Consider the following 19,405-nt stretch of genomic DNA (forward strand, 5'->3'; position numbering starts at 1 on the left):
TGCCCTGTGGCCGAGGTCGAGCGAAGGACGAACGGGTGGATGCAGTGATGATCGAAGTGAGCGGTCTGACCAAGGCCTTCGGGTCGAAGACCGCCCTCGACGAGGTGAACCTGACCGTCCCCAAGGGGTCCGTCCTCGGGCTCCTCGGCCACAACGGCGCCGGGAAGACCACACTCGTCAACATCCTGAGCACCCTGCAGCGCCCCACCGCGGGCCGGGCCCGGGTGGCGGGCTTCGACGTGGTGTCGCACGGGGTCGAGGTGCGCCGCCGGATCGGCCTCACCGGGCAGTTCGCGGCGGTGGACGAGACCCTGTCGGGGCATGACAACCTGGTACTGATCGCCCGGCTGCTGGGCGCCTCCCGGCGGGAGGCCGCCGCCCGCGCCGACGAGTTGCTCGAGGTGTTCCGGCTCACGGACGCCGCCCGGCAGCGGGCCAAGACCTACTCGGGCGGGATGCGGCGCCGACTGGACCTCGCCACGAGCCTCGTCGGCCGGCCCGAGGTGATCTTCCTGGACGAGCCGACCACCGGGCTCGACCCGGTGGCCCGGCGGGACCTGTGGGATGTCGTCAATCGGCTCGTCGCCGACGGCGCGACCGTCCTGCTCACCACCCAGTACCTCGACGAGGCGGACGAACTGGCCGACTCCATCACCGTCCTCGCGGGCGGCCGGGTCATCGCCTCCGGCACGGCCGACGAGCTGAAGACCCGGGCCGGCCACCGCAAGGTGAGCGTGTCCCTGCGCGACGGCGCGGCACTGGAGCGGGCCGCCGGGGCGCTGCGCGGGGCCGGGCTGGCCCCCGTACCGGACGGGACGGGCGGGCTCGTGCTCACCGTGCCGGTACGGGACTCCACGGACATCGCCACGGTCGTGCGGGCGGCGGACGGGGCGGGCGCCGGGCTCACCGGCCTCGCCTACACCGAGCCGACGCTCGACGACGTGTACATGGCCCTCAACCACCACTCCACTGTCCGGCAGTGACCTAGGGACCAGGGAAGAGACCTCATGAGCATCACCGCCGACCAGGCTGCCGAAAAACCCGGGGCCGTCGCCGCGACCGTCCCCCCGCACCCCCAGCGCTACCGGGGCTCCGGCTTCGGCCGGCAGGTCGCCGTGCTGTCCGGGCGTTCCCTGCGGGCGCTGCGTGACCCGGCGCTGGTGCTGCCGGGTGTGCTGGAGCCCATCCTCATGCTGACGGTGTTCAGCCAGGTGTTCCGGAGCGTGGCGGAAACCTCCACCTTCCCCGAGGGCGTCAGCTACATCGACTTCCTGCTGCCGGCCTTCCTGGTCACCAGCGCGGTCAGCGCCGGCCTGAAGTCCGGGGTGGCGCTCACCACCGAGCTGGGCAACGGCATCATCGCCCGGTTCCGCTCGATGCCCATCCACACCGCTTCGATCCTCATTGGCCGGTCCGTCGCCGACACCGCCCTCAGCGCCGTCAACATGGTGGTGCTGCTGGCGGCGGGGGCGCTCATCTTCGGTTACGAGCCGGGCGGCGGATTCCTGGGCGCCGTGGGCTGCCTGCTGGTCGCGGTGCTGCTGAGCTGGTCGCTGGGATGGATCTTCATGGCGATGTCCGCGTGGCTGCGCCGCCCGGAAGCGCTCCAGCCGGTCGGCGGCATCGTCAACCTCGTGCTGCTGTTCGCGTCGAACGCCTTCGTGCCTGCCGACGGGCTGCCGGGCTGGCTGCGTGCCTTCGCCTCCGTCAACCCGATGTCCCACGCCATCACCGCGGCCCGCGACCTGAGCATGGGACGGGCTGACGCGGCGACCGTGCTGGCCCCGTTGGGCATCTGCGCGGTGCTCGTCGCGCTGACCGCTCCGCTGGCGGTCCACAGCTTCCGCCGCGCTTCCTGACCCGCCCGCGCGGACCCCCGTCCGCGCGTCCCCGGGCCCCGTACGGCCGAACGGCCCGGCACCGCCTCCGCAGCGTGCCGGGCCGTTCGCGTGGGCGGGGTCACGCGCCCCGGTGGCAGTAGGCGCACTCGCCGCGCCGGCGCAGGTAGTAGGAGAAGGCGGCGATGCCGAGTCCGACGCCCCAGAAGACCCAGAGGATGCTCGGGCCGAGCGCGCCCCATTCGGCGGTCTCGAAGTGCCGGATGCTCATCAGCCCGCCGGGCACGATGACGGCGGCCATCACCCCGGCGGGCACCAGGGCGGTGGCGGGATGGATGACACCGCCCTTCTTGAACCACACCCACCGCGGCCAGATCTCGCCCCAGCGGCTGATCAGACCGTGTGTCAGCAGGCTGCCCAGTGTGGAGGCGAGGCCCAGCGCCAGGCCCATCTCCAGCATGCCGGGGGTGTCCTGCATCTCCTTCAGGAAGCCGTCGGTGATCCCGAGGGGCCGGCCGAAGTACCAGGCGATCCGGGTGATGTCGTACGGGATGGTGGCCGCGACCGCTCCCCAGACCGCCCAGCGGCCCCAGCGCAACGCCGCCTCCGGCCGGGTCCAGGCCGCGGCGGCCTTGCCGCTGCGGCCGCAGCGCACGCACTGGCGGGCGGTACGGCGCTGGTGGGCCAGGGTCGCGCCGAGCCACAGCACGCCGCCGATGAACACGATGATGATGTTGATGCGGTGCCAGTACAGGATGTCGCCCAGGTCCTGCGGTCCCGGCACACCGGTGAAGACGAACACCAGCAGGGCCGGGGAGAACACCAGCAGGCCCAGGATCGAGTAGTCCGGGATCAGCAGTCCCAGCCCCACCGCGGCCGTCCAGCCGTAGCCCAGCAGCAGCTTGCGGTGGCGGGTGCTGTCGGGGGCCCGCAGCATACGAATCCCGGCGGCCACGCCCGCCGCGCAGAAGACGGCGATCAGCGGGGCGACGACGGGAGCGGGGCTGGGCTCCAGCAGCGAGGCCGAGGCCCGGTCGTTGTGGACCTTGGCGAAGGGGAAGCCGTCCCCGCCCAGGCTCCAGTACAGCGCCGCCAGCCCGTACAGGGCCGACCAGGCCACCGCCAGCACCGCCGACCACCGTGGCCAGGCGGACCACCAGCGCCGCCGCAAAGCGGGCTGCGCGCCGTCGAGGGCGGCCGGTGCCGTCCCGCCACCAGCGCGGGCTGAGGTAGCTGTAGTGGCCATGACCGGCCTCTTTCTGTCTGCCGCGTTCGGCGGCACCTGTCGTCGTGGGAACAGGCTCCCGCCCCCGGGGGCCGGCCCGCATCTGCCGATCGGCAGACTTCCCCGCGGCCCGGGCCCATTGCCCCGGCCGCCTGTACCGACCACCCTGGCGGACGTCGCTGTCGAAGCGGTTTCACCGCTTCTTCGACGGCGGCGGCCGGCACGACGGCAGCGACCCGGAACCGGTGACCGGTTCCGGGTCGCTGCCGCAAGGTGAGGGCGGGAGACGGAAAGGGGCTCAGCCGCGCCCGCAGCTGCCGCAGGCGCCGCGGCGGCGGAAGTAGTAGCCGAGGGCCGCCGTGGCCAGGGCGACGCCCCAGACCGGCCAGATGGTCTCCGGCACGGTCGCGCCCCAGTCCTCCGTGGGGTTGTCGAAGGCCCCCTGGAAGTGCAGCCGGATGTACATCACGCCGGCGATGGTGACGATGAACGCCACCAGGGTGGCCGGGATGACCGCCAGGCTGATCGGGACCCGCCGGCCGCGCAGGCCGATCATCCAGCGGGGGAAGACCTCGCCCCAGCGCTGTACCAGGCCCAGGGTGAGCAGCGAGCCGAGCGCTCCCATGGTGGCCAGGGAAGCGCCGAGGATCCACAGGTTGTCCTCCTTGCCCTCCTGCCACAGCTTGTCCGAGATGCCCAGCGGGTAGCCGAGCGCCCAGGCCCACCGGGTCGAGGCGTAGATCAGCGGGACGATCACGGCGGTGTAGGCGGCCTTCTTGCCCCACCTGGCGGCGGAGGCCGGCGAGGTCCACTCCGCGCCCTGCTCGGTGCGCCCGCAGTTGCCGCAGGCCCCGGTGGTACGGCGCTGGTAGGCCAGCGCTGCCGCCAGCAGCAGGACCGCCGCCGTGACCGCGAACGCCTGGTTGATCACGGTCCAGTTGATGGCGCTGAACTTCAGCATGAACACGTAGGCGAGGTTGCCCAGCAGCCGGAAGTCGGCCAGCGTGCCCAGCACCGCCGCGACCACGGCCAGCGCCGCGCTCAGTAGCACCGGGGTGGGGATCCGGCGGCGTCCGGGCAGGGCCAGCGCCAGGGCGAGGCCCGCGGCCGAGAGGTACCCGCCGGCGATCCAGGGCGCGAGCTGCGCCCGGCCGACGTGCTCGAAGGCGGAGTACTCGGGGTTGGCGTCGTCGGCGCCGAAGGGGAAACCCGACCCTCCCGCCGCCCAGTGGACGTGGGCGAGCCCGTAGGCCAGCAGCGCGACGAAGGCCACGTAGCCGATCCACTCCGGCCAGCGCGCCCACCAGCCGGCCGGCCGCGTGGTCTGTTCCGCCTGCGCCGGCCGCGTCTTCTGCGCGTTCATGGGGCCGCCTCCTTCGTCCGTGGTGAACAGCTTGCTGCGCAGGCTCCGGCCCGCACATCTGCCGATCGGCAGATCCCCGCGTCCGCCGCCCGGACCGCCCGGCCCGGACGGCGGGCGGCATCCGGCAGGGCACGGCGACGCCGGGCGGCCCGGTGCCCGTGCGCGGCTCGCCCGGGACACCGGGCCGCCCGGCGGGGGCGGCGCGGACCGCGGCGGTCAGCCGCGCGGAGTGCTCCGCAGGGCTTCCCGCACCAGGCGCCCGACCTCGGCGACCGGCACGGGCTGGAGCAGCTGCCGGTGCTCGCAGTCGACCTCGTACGGCGTCACCGTCCCCGTGGCGTACGGCTGCAGCAGGGCCGCCGAGTGCTCCGCCTTGCCGTCCGGGCGGTCCTCGTCCCGGGTGGCCACCACCAGCAGCACGTCGCCGTCGAAGACGCCGGGCTCGAAGTCCAGCGTCAGCCGCCAGTTGTTGTTGTTGACCTCGCCGATCCGCAGGATGTGGGCGTCGTCGAAGGTCGCCAGCGCGCTGCCCTCCTCCCGCAGGACGGCCATCACCCTGTCGTGCTCCAGCGGCCCGTCGCCGAACATCCCGGGATCCCGTCCGACGAAGTCCAGCAGGACCGTGAGCACCTTCTGCTCGTCGGCGGCGACATACTCCCCGCCGACCTCCTCCGAGCGGATCGGCGGCTGGTCGAGGTTGACCAGCAGGCCGACTTCGGCGCCCTGGCGCTGAAGCTGCACGGCCACCTCGTGCGCGATGAGCGCGCCCATGGACCAGCCGAGCAGGTGGTACGGGCCCTCGGGCTGCACCTCGCGGATCTCGCGGGCGTAGTGCTCGGCCATCTCCGCTACGGAGCCGGGCAGTTCGGCCGGCCCGTTCAGGCCGCGGGCCTGGATGCCGTAGATCGGGTGGTCGCTGTCGATGTGCCGCATCAGCGCTGAGTACATCCAGCTCACCCCGCCCACCGGGTGCAGGCAGAACAGCGCGGGCGCGCTGCCCCCGGCGCGCAGCGGCAGCACCACGTCGAAGGCGTCACCGCCGGTCTCGCCGGCGGTGCCCAGCAGCTCCATGAGGCCGGCCACGGTGGGCGCCTGGAAGAGGGCCCGGTTGGACAGCTCGGCCCCGAAGACCGCGCGGACCCGGCTGGTGAGCTGCAGGGAGACGATGCTGTCGCCGCCCAGCTCGAAGAAGTTGTCGTCGATGCCGACCCGGTCCAGCTTGAGCAGTTCCGCCCAGAGCCGGCACATCAGCTCCTCGCGGGGGCCGCGGGGGCCGCGCCCGCCGGCCGCCGGGCCGAAGTCCGGGGCGGGCAGCGCCGTGCGGTCCACCTTGCCGTTGGCGTTCAGCGGCAGGTCGGGCAGGACCACGAAGGCGGCCGGGACCATGTAGTCGGGCAGCTTGCGGGCGAGCTGGTCACGCAGTCCGCCCGGGTCGGCGCCGGGCACCGGTACGACGTAGGCGACCAGCTTCTTGTTGCCGGGCTGCTCCTCCAGGACGGTGACCATGGTGCGGGACACCTGGGGCTGGGCCTCAAGCACGGCCTCGATCTCGCCGAGCTCGATGCGCAGACCGCGGATCTTGACCTGGTGGTCGACGCGGCCGACGAACTCCAGCCGCCCGTCCGCGTCCCAGCGGACCATGTCGCCGGTCCGGTACATGCGGTCGCCCGGAGCCCCGTACGGGTCGGCGGTGAAGCGCTCCGCGGTCAGGCCCGGGCGCCCGTCGTAGCCGCGGGCGGTGCCGGTGCCGCCGAGGTAGAGCTCGCCCGGCACACCGACCGGGACGGGCCGCAGCCGGTCGTCGAGGACGTACGCGCGCTGGTTGTCCATGGGGCGCCCGACGGGCACGTTGCGGCAGGCTCGGTGCGGGGCGCGCATCGGGTGGCAGGTCGCGAAGGTGGTGGTCTCGGTGGGCCCGTAGACGTGGACGACGGCGGTGTCCGGGCAGGTGTCCAGCACGCGTTGGAAGGCCCCGGGCGAGCACTGCTCGCCGCCGGTCCAGATCTCGGCCAGCCCTCCGAAGCAGCCCGGGTCCTCCTCGGCCAGCAGGTTGAACAGGGCGGTGGTCATGAAGACGGCGGTGAGCCCGTCCTCGTCGGACAGCCGCCGGAGCCGGGCTGCGTCGAGCTGCCCGGAGGGCGCCACCACGACCCGTCCGCCGCCCAGCAGCGGGGCCCAGATCTCGTAGGTGGAGGCGTCGAAGGCGTGCGGCGAGTGCATCAGCACCGCGGCGTGGCCGGCGTCCCAGCTCCGGTCGGCGCCGAGCGAGACGATGTTGCCGTGGGTGATGCCGATGCCCTTGGGCCGGCCCGTAGAGCCGGATGTGTACATGATGTACGCCAACTCGTCGGCGTACCGGGCGGGTTCGGGCGTGCCCAGCGGGCCCGTACCGGTGCCGTCCGCGCCGTCGTCCACCCGCAGAACCAGGGCGTCGTGGCGGAACTCCACGCCGGCCATGGCCGCGTCGGTCAGCAGCACCTTGCTTCCCGTCTCGGCGACGATCAGCTCCAGCCGGTGCCCGGGGTAGCGGACGTCGAGCGGGACGTACACCGCTCCCGCCTTCAGCACCGCGAGCGTGGCGACCACCAGGTCGGCCGAGCGCTCCTGGAGGATGGCGACCCGGTCGCCCCGGTCGACGCCGGCCCCGGCGAGCCGGGCTGCCAGCCGGTCGGCGCGGACGTCCAGTTCGGCGTAGGTGAGGCGGGTGTCCCCGGCGGTGACGGCCACCGCGTCGGGGGTGTCCGCCGCACGGAGGGCGAACCGCTCCGTGACGGTGCCGGACGGGACGGGGGCGGCCGTGTCGTTGACCTCGCCCAGCAGCAGGGTCCGCTCGTGCGGCAGCAGCAGGTCGATGTCACCGACGGGCCGTTCGGGGTCCTCGGTGGCCGCGGTGAGCAGCAGCACCAGCCGGTCGGCGATCGCCCGGGCGGTGGCGTGGTCGAAGAGGGCGGTGCTGTACTCCAGTGTTCCGCCGACGACCTTGTGCCCACCCTGCTCGGCCAGGCCGAAGTTGAAGGACAGGTCGAACTTGGCCAGAGCTCCCCGCATCGGCTGCGGGGCCAGGGTGAGGCCGGGCAGCTCCAGGTCGGCCTCCTCGTTGTTCTCCAGGCTGATCGCCACCTGGAACAGCGGGTTGCGGGAGAGGGTACGGACCGGGTTCAGCTCCTCCACCAGGCGTTCGAAGGGCACGTCCTGGTGGGAGAACGCCTCCAGGTCGGCGGTCCGGACACGGTCGACGAGCTGCCGGAAGGCCGGGTCGCCGGAGACGTCGGTGCGCAGCACCAGCGAGTTGACGAAGAAGCCGACGAGGTCGTCGAGAGCTTCGTCGCCCCGGCCGGCGACCACGGTGCCGAGCGGGATGTCGGTGCCCGCGCCGAGCCGGTGCAGCAGCGCGGCCACGGCTGCGTGCAGCACCATGAAGTGGCTGGCGCCCGTCTGCGCGTTCAGCAGCTCGATCCGCCGGGCGACCTCGGCGGGCAGCTCCAGCGGCACCTCGCCGGCCGGGTGTCGGGCCTCGGCCGGGCGCGGCCGGTCGGTGGGCAGGCCCAGCTCCTCGGGCAGCCCGGCGAGCGTGGTGCGCCAGTAGCCGAGCTGGCGGGCGTAGTCGCTGTCCGGCTCGTCCTCGCTGCCGAGGGTCTGCCGCTGCCAGAGGGCGTAGTCGGCGTACTGCACGGGCAGCGGGGTGAACTCGGGCGCCCGTCCGGCCTGCCGGGCCGCGTAGGCGGTGCCCAGGTCCCGGGCGAGCGGGGCCAGGGAGGACCCGTCGCCGGCGATGTGGTGCAGGACCAGCGCGAGGACGTGCTCGCGGGGGGCCAGGCGCAGCAGGCAGGCGCGCAGCGGGAGCTGGGCGGCCAGGTCGAAGCGGGTGCCGGCCAGCTCGGTGAGCTCGGCGTCGAGCCCGGCCTCGGTGGTCTCGCGGACGTCGAGGTCGAACCGGAAGCTGTCCGCGGCGAGGACGTGCTGCCTGGGCACCCCGCCGTCGGCGGGGTAGACGGTGCGCAGGCTCTCGTGGCGCTCGACCACGTCCCGCAGGGCATCCCGGAGAGCGTCGGTGTCGACGGTGCCCAGCAGCCGGGCGGCGAGCTGGATGTTGTACGAGCCGTCGCCCTCCTCGACCGAGTCGATGAACCACAGCCGGCGCTGGGCATGCGACAGCGGGACCACGTCGGGCCGCTCGACCGGCGTGAGCCGACGGCGGGCGGCGCCGGCGGCGGCGACCCGGACGGCCAGCGCGGCCGGCGTGGGGTCCTCGAAGACCGCGCGGACCGGAACCTCCACGCCGAGGGCGGTGCGGATCCGGTTGACCAGGCGGGTGGCCAGCAGCGAGTGGCCGCCCAGCTCGAAGAAGTGGTCGTCGATGCCGACGTCCGGCACGCCGAGCAGGTCGGCGTACAGGGCGGTGAGGACGGTCTCGCGCTCGTCGCGCGGGGCGCGCCGCTCGCCGGCCGGGCCGTGGTCGGGCGCGGGCAGGGCCCTGCGGTCCACCTTGCCGTTGGCGGTCAGCGGCAGCGCGGCGATGAGGACGAGGGCGGAGGGCACCATGTAGTCGGGGAGCCCGGCGGCCAGGTGCTCCTTCAGCGACTCCGCCAGCGCGTCCTCGTCCCCGGGCCCGGCCGGTACGACGTAGCCGACCAGCCGCTTGTCGCCGGGGCGGTCCTCACGGACCACGACGGTGCTCTGGGCGACGGCCGGGTGACCGGCGAGCCGGTCCTCGATCTCCCCCGGCTCGATGCGGAAGCCGCGCAGCTTGATCTGGTCGTCGGCGCGTCCGGCGAACTCCACGACGCCGTCACGGGTCCACCGGGCCAGGTCGCCGGTACGGTACATGCGGGCGCCGGCCGGACCGAACGGGTCGGCGGTGAACCGGCCGGCGGTCAGCGCGGGCCGGCCGGTGTAGCCGCGGGCCAGGCCCGCGCCGGCCAGGTACAGCTCGCCCTCGACGCCGGCCGGGACGGGACGCAGCGACCCGTCCAGGACGTACGCCCGCATGTTGTCGAGGGGGCGCCCGATGGGGATCCGGGCCGGGACCGGCGCGTCGGTGCCCAGGGCGTGGCTGAGGGCGAAAGTGGTGGTTTCGGTGGGGCCGTAGCCGTTGCAGACGACCGTGCCGGGGCAGGCGGCGCGGACCCGGCGGACGGCCTCCGCGGGCACCACGTCGCCGCCGGTCCAGACCTCGCGGACGGTGCCGAGGGCACCGGGCGACTCTTCGGCGACGAGCCGGAACAGGCCGGCGGTGAGCCAGAGACCGGTGACCCGCTCGGCGGCCAGGATCCGTTCCAGGTCGGCGACGCCGAGGTCACCAGCCGGTGCGACGACGACGGTGCCGCCGGTGAGCAGGGGCACCCACAGCTCGTAGGTGGAGGCGTCGAAGGCCACCGGGGAGTGCAGGAGCACCCGCTGGTGGGCGCCGTTCTCCCAGCGCCGGTCGAAGGCCAGTTCCGCGATGTCGCGGTGGGTGACCTCCACGCCCTTGGGCAGGCCGGTGGAGCCGGAGGTGTACATGATGTACGCGCGCTGGGCGGTGTGCACGGCGGGCCGCGGGGCCTCGCCCGGCAGGTCCTCGTCGGCGGCGAGGACGGTGACGCCGAGCCCGGCGGCGCGCCCGGTGAGCGCCGCGTCCGCGAGGACCACCGGGGCACCGGTGTCGGTGACGATGCGCCGCAGCCGGGCCGCCGGGTCGTTGACGCGCAGCGGCACGTACGCGCCGCCCGCCTTGAGGACGGCGAGCAGGGCGACCGGGAGGCTCGCGGAGCGCTCCAGGAGGGTGCCCACCGGCGTCTCCGGGCCCACGCCGCAGGCGGCGAGGCGGCCGGCGAGCCGGTCGGAGCGCTCGTCGAGTTCCCGGTAGGTCAGGGTGGTGCCGTCGTGGACGACGGCAGGCGCGTCCGGGGTGCGGGCCGCCTGGGCGCGGAACAAGGCGGCGACGTCCCCGTCGGGGACGGCACGGGCGGTGTCGTTCCACTCCACGAGGATCCGCTGCCGCTCGGCGGCGTCGAGCAGGTCGAGGGTGCCGGCCGGCTGCGCGGGGTCGGCGGTGAACAGCTCCAGTACGGTGCGGAGCCGCTCGCCGAGGGCTCGGGCGGAGTCGTCGTCGAACAGGTCGGGGCGGTAGTCCAGCTTCAGGGACAGCACCCGGCCGTTGTCGGAGGCGCCGAGCTGGAGCGGATAGTGGGTGCCGTCCTGGATGGCGGCGTCCACGATGCCCAGGCCCTGCGCGGAGTCCTCCAGGTGCTCCGCGTCCACCGGGTAGTTGTCGAAGTCGGTGGAGGTGTCGAAGAGGGTGCCGGTGCCGGTGGTCCGCTGGATGTCGGTCAGTCCCAGGTACTTGTGCGGCAGCAGGGCGGCCTGCTGGTCCTGGAGCCGGGTGAAGAGGGTGAGCAGGGTGTCCTCGCGCCGGATCCGGACGCGGACGGGCAGGGTGTTGATGAAGAGCCCCACCATGGTGCCCACGCCGGGCAGTTCGGCGGGCCGGCCGTTGACGGTTTCGCCGAAGACCACGTCGTCGCGGCCGGTCAGCCCGGCCAGCAGCAGCCCCCAGGCGCCCTGGACGACGGTGTTCTTGGTCAGGCCGCAGCGGCGGGCGGCCGCGGTGAGGGCGGCGGTGGCCTCCTCGGTCAGGGCGACGTGCAGCGAGCGCGGCCGCAGCGGCGCGCGGCCGGGGTCGGCGGGCGCCACCAGGGCCGGCTCGTCGAGCCCGGCCAGTGCCTCCCGCCATGCCGCCTCGGCGGCGTCCCGGTCCTGACCTGCGAGCCAGGCCAGGTACTCCTTGTACGGGGTGATCGCGGGCAGCTTGCCGGCGTCCGCACCGTTGCCGTACAGCTCGAACAGCTCGGCCAGGACGACCGGGCCGGACCAGCCGTCGAAGAGGATGTGGTGGCTGGTCAGCAGCAGCCGTTGGGCCTGCTCCCCGTGCTTGATCAGGGTGAAGCGGAGCAGCGGGGGGCGGCGCGGGTCGAAACGGTGCGCCAGGCCCGCCGCGGTGACCCGGTCCAGCTCGGCGGCCCGCTCGGCGGGGTCGAGACCGGTCAGGTCGCTCTCGTGCCAGGGCAGTTCGACGTCGCGCGGGATGACCGCGAGCGACTGGCCGCGGGCGCCCGGCCGGAAGGCGGCGCGCAGGCTGTCGTGGCGGTGCAGAACGGCCCGGGCCGCGTCGCGCAGTGCCCCGGTGTCCAGCTCGCCGCGCAGGTCGAGGGCTATCTGGGTGGTGTAGGCGTCGGCGCCGCGCTCGTCGTACAGGGCGTGGAAGAGCAGCCCCTCCTGGAGCGGGGAGAGCGGCAGCACGTCGGTGAGCCCGCGCTGGGCGGCCTCGAGCTGGTCGATCTCGTCCTGGGTGAGGGAGACGAGGGGCAGGTCGGAGGGGACGAGCCCGCCGGCCGCGTCCTCGGGCGCGGCCTTGACGTGGGCGACCAGCGACTCCAGTGCCCGGAACCAGGTACGTGCCAGGTCCTCGATCTCCTCCGCGGTGAACAGCTCGCGGTGGAAGATCCAGACGGCGGAGAGCCTCGGCCCGTCGGGGTGGCTGACGGCGGTGGCAGTGAGGTCCAGCGGGTGCGGCAGGCCCAGCGCAGCGTCGGCGACGGAGGACAGGTCGGCGCTGAGGACCGGCTCGTCGAGGCCCTCGGTGAGGGGCATGGAGCCCAGGCGGCCCAGGTAGTTGAAGCCGATCTGGGGCTTGGCGCCGCGGGCGAGCACGGCGGACGTCTGCGGGTTGAGGTGGCGCAGCAGTCCGTAACCGATGCCGTTGTCGGGGATCGCCCTGAGCTGTTCCTTGACCGCCTTGAGGGCGGTGCCGACGGCCGGGCCGCCGGAGAACAGCTCGTCGGCCCCGTGCGCGCCGGGGTCCAGGGCCAGCGGGTGGAGGCTGGTGAACCAGCCGACCGTGCGGGACAGGTCGACGCCGTCGAACAGGTCCTCGCGGCCGTGGCCCTCGAGGTCGATGAGGACCCCGCTGCCGGTGCCGCGCCCGCTGCGCTCGCGCCAGTCGGCGACGGCGATGGCGAGCGCGGTGAGCAGGACGTCGTTGACGCCGGCGCGGAAGGCGGCGGGGACCTGGCCGAGCAGCGGCTCGGTGATGGCCGGCGGCAGGTTCAGGCGCAAGGAGGAGGCCGAGCCCATGGTGTCCTGGCCAGGGATGAGCGGGCGGGGGGTGAGCTGCGGGTCGGGGGTGGCCAGGATCCGGCGCCACAGCGGCAGTTCGCGCATCCGCTCGGGTGCGGTCGACTGCTCGGCCAGCCGCTTGGCCCACTCGCGGTAGGAGGTGCCGACCGGGTCCAGTTCGACGCGGTGCCCTGCGGTCAGGGCCGTGAGGGCGGTCTCGAGGTCGGGCAGCAGGATGCGCCACGAGACGCCGTCCACGACCAGGTGGTGGGCGATGACGGCGAGTTGTCCGGGCGCTTCCGGGCCGGCGTCGAACCAGACGCAGCGCACCATGACCCCGGCGTCGGGGTCCAGGCCGGCCTGCGCGGCGGCGACCTCCTCGGCCGCCCGGGCGTCCAGCTCGGCCTCTCCCAGCCCGGCGGCGACCAGTGCCGCCGCGTCGACCCGCCGGACGCGGGTGGCCGCGTCCACCGTGCCGGGCGGCGCGGTCCGAAGGGACCAGCCGATGTCCTCCGCGATCCGGTTGAGAGTCATGCGCAGCGCGTCGTGGTGGTCCAGGACGGCCTGCACCGCGCCGGTCACGGTGTCCAGGGTGGCGCCGGCCGGCACCGGCAGCGACATGGTCTGGTTGAACTGGCCGATGGAGCCGCCCAGTTCACGCAGCCAGTCGATGATCGGGGTGATGTGCACCTCGCCGACGCCGTCGCCCGTGACCACGGCCGGCGCCTCGGCGTCCTGCCCGGCGGTTCGGGCCGCGGCCGCGAGGGCCGCGACCGTCTTGTGCTGGAAGATCTCGCGGGGCGTGAGGACCAGGCCTTCCTTGCGGGCCCGGCCGACCAGCTGCATGGTGAGGATGCTGTCCCCGCCCAGGGTGAAGAAGCTGTCGTCCACGCCGACCCGCGGCAGGCCCAGGACCTCCGCGAAGAGCACGGCCAGGGTCTCCTCGGCGGGCGTGCGCGGGGCGCGCCCGCTCTCGCCCGCGGTGGTTTCCGGGGCGGGCAGGGCCGCCCGGTCCACCTTGCCGTTGGCGTTCAGCGGCAGCGCGTCCAGGACGACGACGGCCGACGGCACCATGTAGCCGGGCAGCGCGGCCGCCGCGTGGGCGAGCAGCTCCTCCGGCTCGGGCCGGGCTCCCTCGGCGCACGCCACGTGCGCGACCAGCCGGCGGTCACCGGGCCGGTCCTCGCGGACCCCTGCGACGGCGCGGCCGACCCCCGGGTGGGCGGCCAGCACCTCCTCGATCTCCCCGAGTTCGATGCGGAAGCCGCGCAGCTTCACCTGGAAGTCGGTGCGGCCGATGTAGTGCAACCGGCCGTCGCCGGTCCAGCGGACCAGGTCGCCGGTGCGGTACATCCTGCTGCCCGCGGGGCCGTGGGGGTCTGCCACGAAGCGCTCCGCCGAGAGGTCGGGGCGGCCGTGGTAACCGCGGGCCAGGCCGGCGCCCGCGATGTACAGCTCTCCGGCGACGCCCGGGAGCACCGGGCGCAGCGCCGCATCCAGCACGTACACCCGGGTGTTGGCGACGGGCCGGCCGATGGTGATGCCGCCGGGGGTGTCGTCGATGACGGTACCGGTGGAGTAGACGGTGGTCTCGGTGGGCCCGTAGAGGTTCGTCAGTGTGCCGCCGAGGACGCGGAGCCGGTCCGCCAGGTCGGCGGGCAGCGCTTCGCCGGCCGTGACCTTGTGCAGTCCGCGCAGCGCGTCCGGCACGGCGCTCTCCAGGACGTTCCACAGGCTGGGCGGGGCCTCCATGACGGTGGCCCGGGTACGGGTGATCAGCCCGGCCAGTGCCTCGGGGTCCTTGACGGTGTCGGATCCGGCCAGGACGACGGTCGCGCCGGTGGTCAGCGGCAGGAACAGCTCCATGACCGCGATGTCGAAACCGACGGTGGCGAGCGCCACCATCCGACCGCCCGGGGTCAGGCGCAGCACGTGCTGGGCGGCGTCGAGCAGGTTCGCCATGGAGCCGCCGCTCAGGACCACGCCCTTGGGGCGGCCCGTGGAGCCGGAGGTGTAGATGACGTACGCGGCGTGGTCGGGCAGGCGCACCTCGGCGGGGGCGGTGGCCGGGAAGGCGTCCAGGTCCGCGGCGGCGACCGCCTCCTCGGTGACCGTGAGCACCGGGGCGGCGCTCTCGCGGATGTAGGCGATGCGGTCCGCGGGCAGCGCCGGGTCGACGGGTACGTAGGCCGCGCCCGCCTTGAGGACGGCCAGCAGCGCGGCGACGAGGTCCCCTGTACGCGGCAGCTGTACGGCGACGAACTGCTCGGGGCCGGCGCCCGCGGCACGCAGCCAGTGGGCCATGCGGTTGGCCCGGGCATCGAGCTCCGCGTAGGTGAACTCACGGTCCTCGGTGATCAGGGCGACGGCGTCCGGGGTGCGGGCGGCCGTCTCCTCGAAGCGCCCGGCGACGGACCGGCCGGTGCCCTCCAGGGCGGTGTCGTTCCAGTCCTGGAGCAACCGCCGGCGTTCGCCGGCCGTGAGCAGGTCCAGCCGTGCGATGGGCAGTGCCGGGTCGGCGACGAAGGCGCGCAGCACCCGCTGGAAGCGGTCGGCGGTCTCCCGTACCCAGGATTCGGCGAGCACGTCGGCGCGGTAGGACCAGTCCAGGGTGATGCGCTCGCCGCGCTGGGCGGCCAGCAGGGCCAGCGGGTAGTGCACGGCGTCGCGCACCTCGGCGTCCACGACGCCCAGGTGCCGAGCGGACTGCTCCAGGGACTCCTGCTCGACGGGGTAGTTCTCGAACACGACGAGCGTGTCGAAGAGTTCGGCGAGGCCGGCCAGGCGCTGGATCTCCCCCAGGCCGACGTACTGGCAGGCCGTCAGCCGGGTCTGCTGTTCCTGGAGCCGCTGGAAGACCTCCGCGAGGGTGGCGCCGCGATCGGCGGTGAAACGCACCGGGAGGGTGTTGATGAACAGGCCGATCATGCGCTCGACGCCGGGCAGTTCCGGGGGGCGCCCGGAGACGGTGGCGCCGAACACCACGTCGTCCCGGCCCACAGACGCGCCGAGCACCAGGCCCAGGGCGCCCTGCACCAGCGTGTTGACGGTCAGGCCGTGCCGGCGGGCCGCATCGACCAGGCGTGCCGAGAGTTCGTCGGGGAGGTCGGTGCGCAGCCGGTCGGGCACGACCGACGGGGTGCCGGCGGCCTCCGGCGCGATCAGCGTGGCCTCGTCGAGTCCGGCCAGCGCCTCGCGCCAAGCCGCGTGAGCCGCGTCCCGGTCCTGGCCGGCCAGCCACTCCAGGTAGTCCCGGTAGGGGGCGGGCGCGGGCAGGGACGCGGGGTCCTCTCCGCGCTGGAGCATCCCGTACAGCTCGAACAGCTCCTGTACGAGCAGCGGCATGGACCAGCCGTCCACGGCGATGTGGTGCACCGAGAGCACGAACCGGTGGACGTCCTCCGCCAGGCGGACCAGCGCACAGCGCAGCAGCGGGGGCACGGCCAGGTCGAAGCGCCGGGCCCGGTCCTCGGCGAGGAACTGTTCCAGTGCGGCGGCGTGGTCGGCCTCGTCCCGGGTGCTCAGGTCGAGTTCGGTGTACGGCAGGTCGGCCGTGGCGGGCACGACCTGGAGCGGGTGCTCGCCGAGGGTGAAGCAGGCACGGAGGTTGCCGTGGCGCTCGAGCAGGACGCGGGCGGCGGCGCGCAGGGTGTCGGACGCGACCGGGCCGCGCAGTTCGAGCACCGACTGGATGGTGTACACGTCGGAGGCGGTCTCGTCGTACCGGCCGTGGAAGAGCAGGCCGCTCTGGAGCGGGGAGAGCGGCAGCAGGTCCGCGAGTCCTCCGTCGGCGGCCTCCAGGCGCTCGATCTCCTCCTGGGAGACGGTGACGAGCGGCAGGTCGGACGGGGTGCGGCCGCCTGCGCCCGGCTCGGCGGCGGCCGCGGCCAGTCCGCGCAAGGCCTCGAACCAGTACCCGGCCAGGGTGCGCACCTCGGCGTCGGACAGCAGCTCGCCGGGCCAGGTCCAGGAGGCCACCAGCCGCTGCCCGTCCGGGTAGGCGACCGAGGCGGCGTTGAGGTCGAGGAGGTGGGTGAGCGGCATGGCGTCGTCGCCGGTGCCGGCGAGGGAGCCGACGGTGCCTTCGGCGGCGGCCTCGGCCGCGCCGGCCTCGCCGATCCGGCCGAGGTAGTTGAAGCCGACCTGGGGGGTGGCGGTGCCGGACAGTTCGGCGGCCGTGTCCGTGTTGAGGTGGCGCAGCAGGCCGTAGCCGATGCCCTTGTCGGGGATGGCGCGCAGTTGCTCCTTGACCGCCTTGAGGGCGGCGCCGGGGCGGTCGGGGGCACTGCCCGGGTCGACTGCCACCGGGTAGGCGCTGGTGAACCAGCCGACCGTGCGGGACAGGTCCACGCCGTCGGCCAGCTCCTCACGGCCGTGGCCCTCAAGGGCGACCAGGACCGGGCCGGCCGGGTCGCCGCCGGGCGTGCCGCGTTCGGCGCGCCAGCGGGCGACGGCCTGGGCGAGGCCGGTGAGCAGCACCTCGTCGGGGCCCGCGTGGAAGAGGTCGGGCACCCGGCCGAGGAGTTCCCCGGTGACGCCGGCGTCCAGCGAGAGGGTGAGGCGGCGTGCGGTGCCCGCGGTGTCGCGGGCGGGGTCGAGCGGGCGGGCGGCGAGCAGCGGGTCCGGGGTGGCGGCGATCTCGCGCCACAGCGGCAGCTCGGCGCTACGGGCGGGGGCGGCCGAGGCCTCGGTCAGCAGCCGGGACCAGCTGCGGAAGGAGGTGCCCACGGGTTCCAGGGTGACGGTCCGGCCCGCGCGCAGCGCGGTGAAGGCGGCCTCCAGGTCGGACAGCAGGATCCGCCACGAGACGCCGTCCACCACCAGGTGGTGGATGACGAGGGTGAGTTGGCCCTCGGTCCCGGGGCCGGCGTCGTACCAGACGGCGCGCACCATGCGGCCGGCCGTCGGGTCGAGGGCGGCGATCGCCTCGGCGGTACGGGCGGGCAGCGCGCCGCGGTCGCCGGGGGCGACCCGGACCAGGCAGTCCGCGGCGCTGACGGCGCCCGGGGCGGGCACCGTCAGCTCGGCCCGGCCGGCGTCCAGGGCGGCGCGCAGCATGGCGTGGTGGTCCAGCAGGGCCTGCAGCGCGGCGCGGACCGCCGGCTCGTCGAGGCCCGCCGGGAGCGGCACGGTCATGGTCTGGTTGAAGCGGCCGAGCGGGCCGCCGCGCTCCAGCAGCTCCCGCATGACGGGGGTGGCGGCGGCGGTGCCGACGCCGTCGTCGGCACGGCCGCCGGTCCCGGCGGCCGCCTCGCCCGCGACGCGGGCGAGGGCGGCGAGCTTGGCGACCGTCTTGTGCTCGAAGACCTCACGCAGGGTGAAGAGCACGCCCTCCTTGCGGGCCCGGTGGGCCAGCTGGATGGAGCTGATGCTGTCGCCGCCGAGCGCGAAGAAGCTGTCGTCCGCGCCGACCGGGCGGGCGCACTTCAGGACCTCGGCGAAGAGCCCGGCGAGGAGCCGCTCGCGGTCGTCGCGCGGCGCGCGGTACTCGGCCGTGTCCGCCTCGGCGGCGCCGGCGTTCCCGGCCGCGGCTGCCGCGGCCGGCATCAGCCGCGCCAGCTCGTCGGCGGAGAACAGCGTGACCTCGCCGAGCGTGCGCTCGGGCTCGTCCGTGATGGTCTCCAGGGCGCGCAGGAAGCGGGCCAGGATGAGCCGGCCGTCCTCCGGGGTGAAGCGGTCGGGGCGGATGTCGAGCCGGAAGTTCAGCTCGTCGCCGCGCAGGACGCCTTCGAGGCTGAGCGGGTAGTGGGTGGCGTCCACCGTGGTGGCCGCCACCGCGCCGATGCCCTCGGCGGCGTCGGACAGCGCGTCGGTGTCGACGGGGTAGTTCTCGAACAGCGCCATGGTGTCGAAGAGTTCCCCGTGACCGGTGGCGCGCTGGATGTCCGTGAGGCCCAGGTACTGGTACGGCAACAGCTCGGTCTGGGCCGCCTGGTGGCGCTGCACGGCCTGGCGCAGTGTCAGGGCGCCGTCCAGCCGGAACCGTACGGGCAGCGTGTTGATGAACATGCCGACCATGGACTCGACGCCGGGCAGCTCCGGCGGCCGGCCGGAGACCGTCTCGCCGAACACCACGTCGTCACGCCCGGTCAGCCGGCCCACCACCAGGCCCCAGGCGCCCTGGACCACGCTGTTGGGGGTGACACCGAGGGCGCGCGCGGCGGCCGTGAGCCGGCCGGCCAGGCCCTCGGGAGCCGGCTCCAGCAGGGTGTGCGGCAGCGTCGCGCCCCGGGCGGCGGCACCGGGGGCGATCAGGGCGGGGCCGCTGACGCCGTCCAGCCGGAGCTTCCAGGCGTGCTCGGCCTCGGCGCGGTCCTGTCGGCCCAGCCAGGCCAGGTACTCGCCGTACGAGACCGCCGGGGGGAGCCCCGACGCGTCGCCGCCGTGCAGGTAAAGGTGCATCAGCTCGCCGAGCACCAGGGGCATCGACCAGCCGTCGAGCAGGATGTGGTGGGCGGTGAAGACGAAGCGGTACGTGTCCTCCGCGAGCCGCACCAGGGTGAACCGCAGGGGCGGCCTGGACAGGTCGAAGCGGCGGGACCGGTCGGCGGCCAGCAGCTTCGCCAGCTCTTCCTCCCGCTCCGGCCCAGGCAGGGCGGACAGGTCGGCCTCGGCCCACTGCGGCTCGGCGGCGCGCAGGATCACCTGGACCGGCTCGCCGCTCTTGCGGTTGCGGAAGCCGGCCCGCAGGTTGTCGTGGCGGCGCAGCACCTCGGCGACCGCGCCGCGCAGCGCCCCGGCGTCGACGGCGCGGCGCAGGTCGAGCGCCATCTGGATGACGTAGACGTCGCTGCCGCCTTCGTCCTCGAGAGCGTGGAAGAACATCCCTTGCTGAAGGGGGGTCAGCGGCCACACATCCACAAAGCCGCGGTTGGTCATCTC

Annotated in this window: 5 protein-coding genes; 2 read left to right on the forward strand and 3 right to left on the reverse strand. The window is 74.4% G+C overall.

Annotation, left to right across the window (positions count from 1 at the left end):
- The first annotated feature begins 35 nt into the window (after positions 1-35).
- Positions 36-983 carry an ATP-binding cassette domain-containing protein gene (locus AMK26_RS16300; RefSeq protein ID WP_241837922.1) on the forward strand — a complete coding sequence of 316 codons (948 nt, stop codon included), beginning with the start codon at positions 36-38 and terminating at the stop codon, positions 981-983.
- Positions 984-1,007: 24 nt separating this feature from the next.
- Positions 1,008-1,859 (forward strand): ABC transporter permease, encoded by an 852-nt coding sequence (locus tag AMK26_RS16305; protein ID WP_073755346.1) that lies wholly within the window; start codon positions 1,008-1,010, stop codon positions 1,857-1,859.
- Positions 1,860-1,959: 100 nt separating this feature from the next.
- Here the strand turns inward: AMK26_RS16305 and AMK26_RS16310 are convergent, their stop codons facing one another.
- The 3 genes from AMK26_RS16310 to AMK26_RS16320 form a co-directional block, all read right to left on the reverse strand.
- On the reverse strand, positions 1,960-3,084 hold the full coding sequence (locus AMK26_RS16310; protein ID WP_241837923.1) for an NYN domain-containing protein: 1,125 nt from the start codon (positions 3,082-3,084) through the stop codon (positions 1,960-1,962).
- A gap of 277 nt (positions 3,085-3,361) precedes the next feature.
- Positions 3,362-4,426 (reverse strand): hypothetical protein, encoded by a 1,065-nt coding sequence (locus AMK26_RS16315; protein WP_073755348.1) that lies wholly within the window; start codon positions 4,424-4,426, stop codon positions 3,362-3,364.
- Positions 4,427-4,642: 216 nt separating this feature from the next.
- Positions 4,643-19,402, reverse strand: a complete 14,760-nt coding sequence (locus AMK26_RS16320) for a non-ribosomal peptide synthetase (RefSeq protein ID WP_107420956.1) — start codon at positions 19,400-19,402, stop codon at positions 4,643-4,645.
- Positions 19,403-19,405: the final 3 nt, after the last annotated feature.

The sequence above is a fragment of the Streptomyces sp. CB03234 genome, from assembly GCF_001905885.1.
Lineage (GTDB): Bacteria > Actinomycetota > Actinomycetes > Streptomycetales > Streptomycetaceae > Streptomyces.

Coding starts and splice junctions, on each gene's coding strand:
- AMK26_RS16305 (WP_073755346.1), top strand. CDS start 1,008: ATGAGCATCACCGCCGACCAGGCTGCCGAAAAACCCGGGGCCGTCGCC.
- AMK26_RS16310 (WP_241837923.1), bottom strand. CDS start 3,084: ATGGCCACTACAGCTACCTCAGCCCGCGCTGGTGGCGGGACGGCACCG.
- AMK26_RS16315 (WP_073755348.1), bottom strand. CDS start 4,426: ATGAACGCGCAGAAGACGCGGCCGGCGCAGGCGGAACAGACCACGCGG.
- AMK26_RS16320 (WP_107420956.1), bottom strand. CDS start 19,402: ATGACCAACCGCGGCTTTGTGGATGTGTGGCCGCTGACCCCCCTTCAG.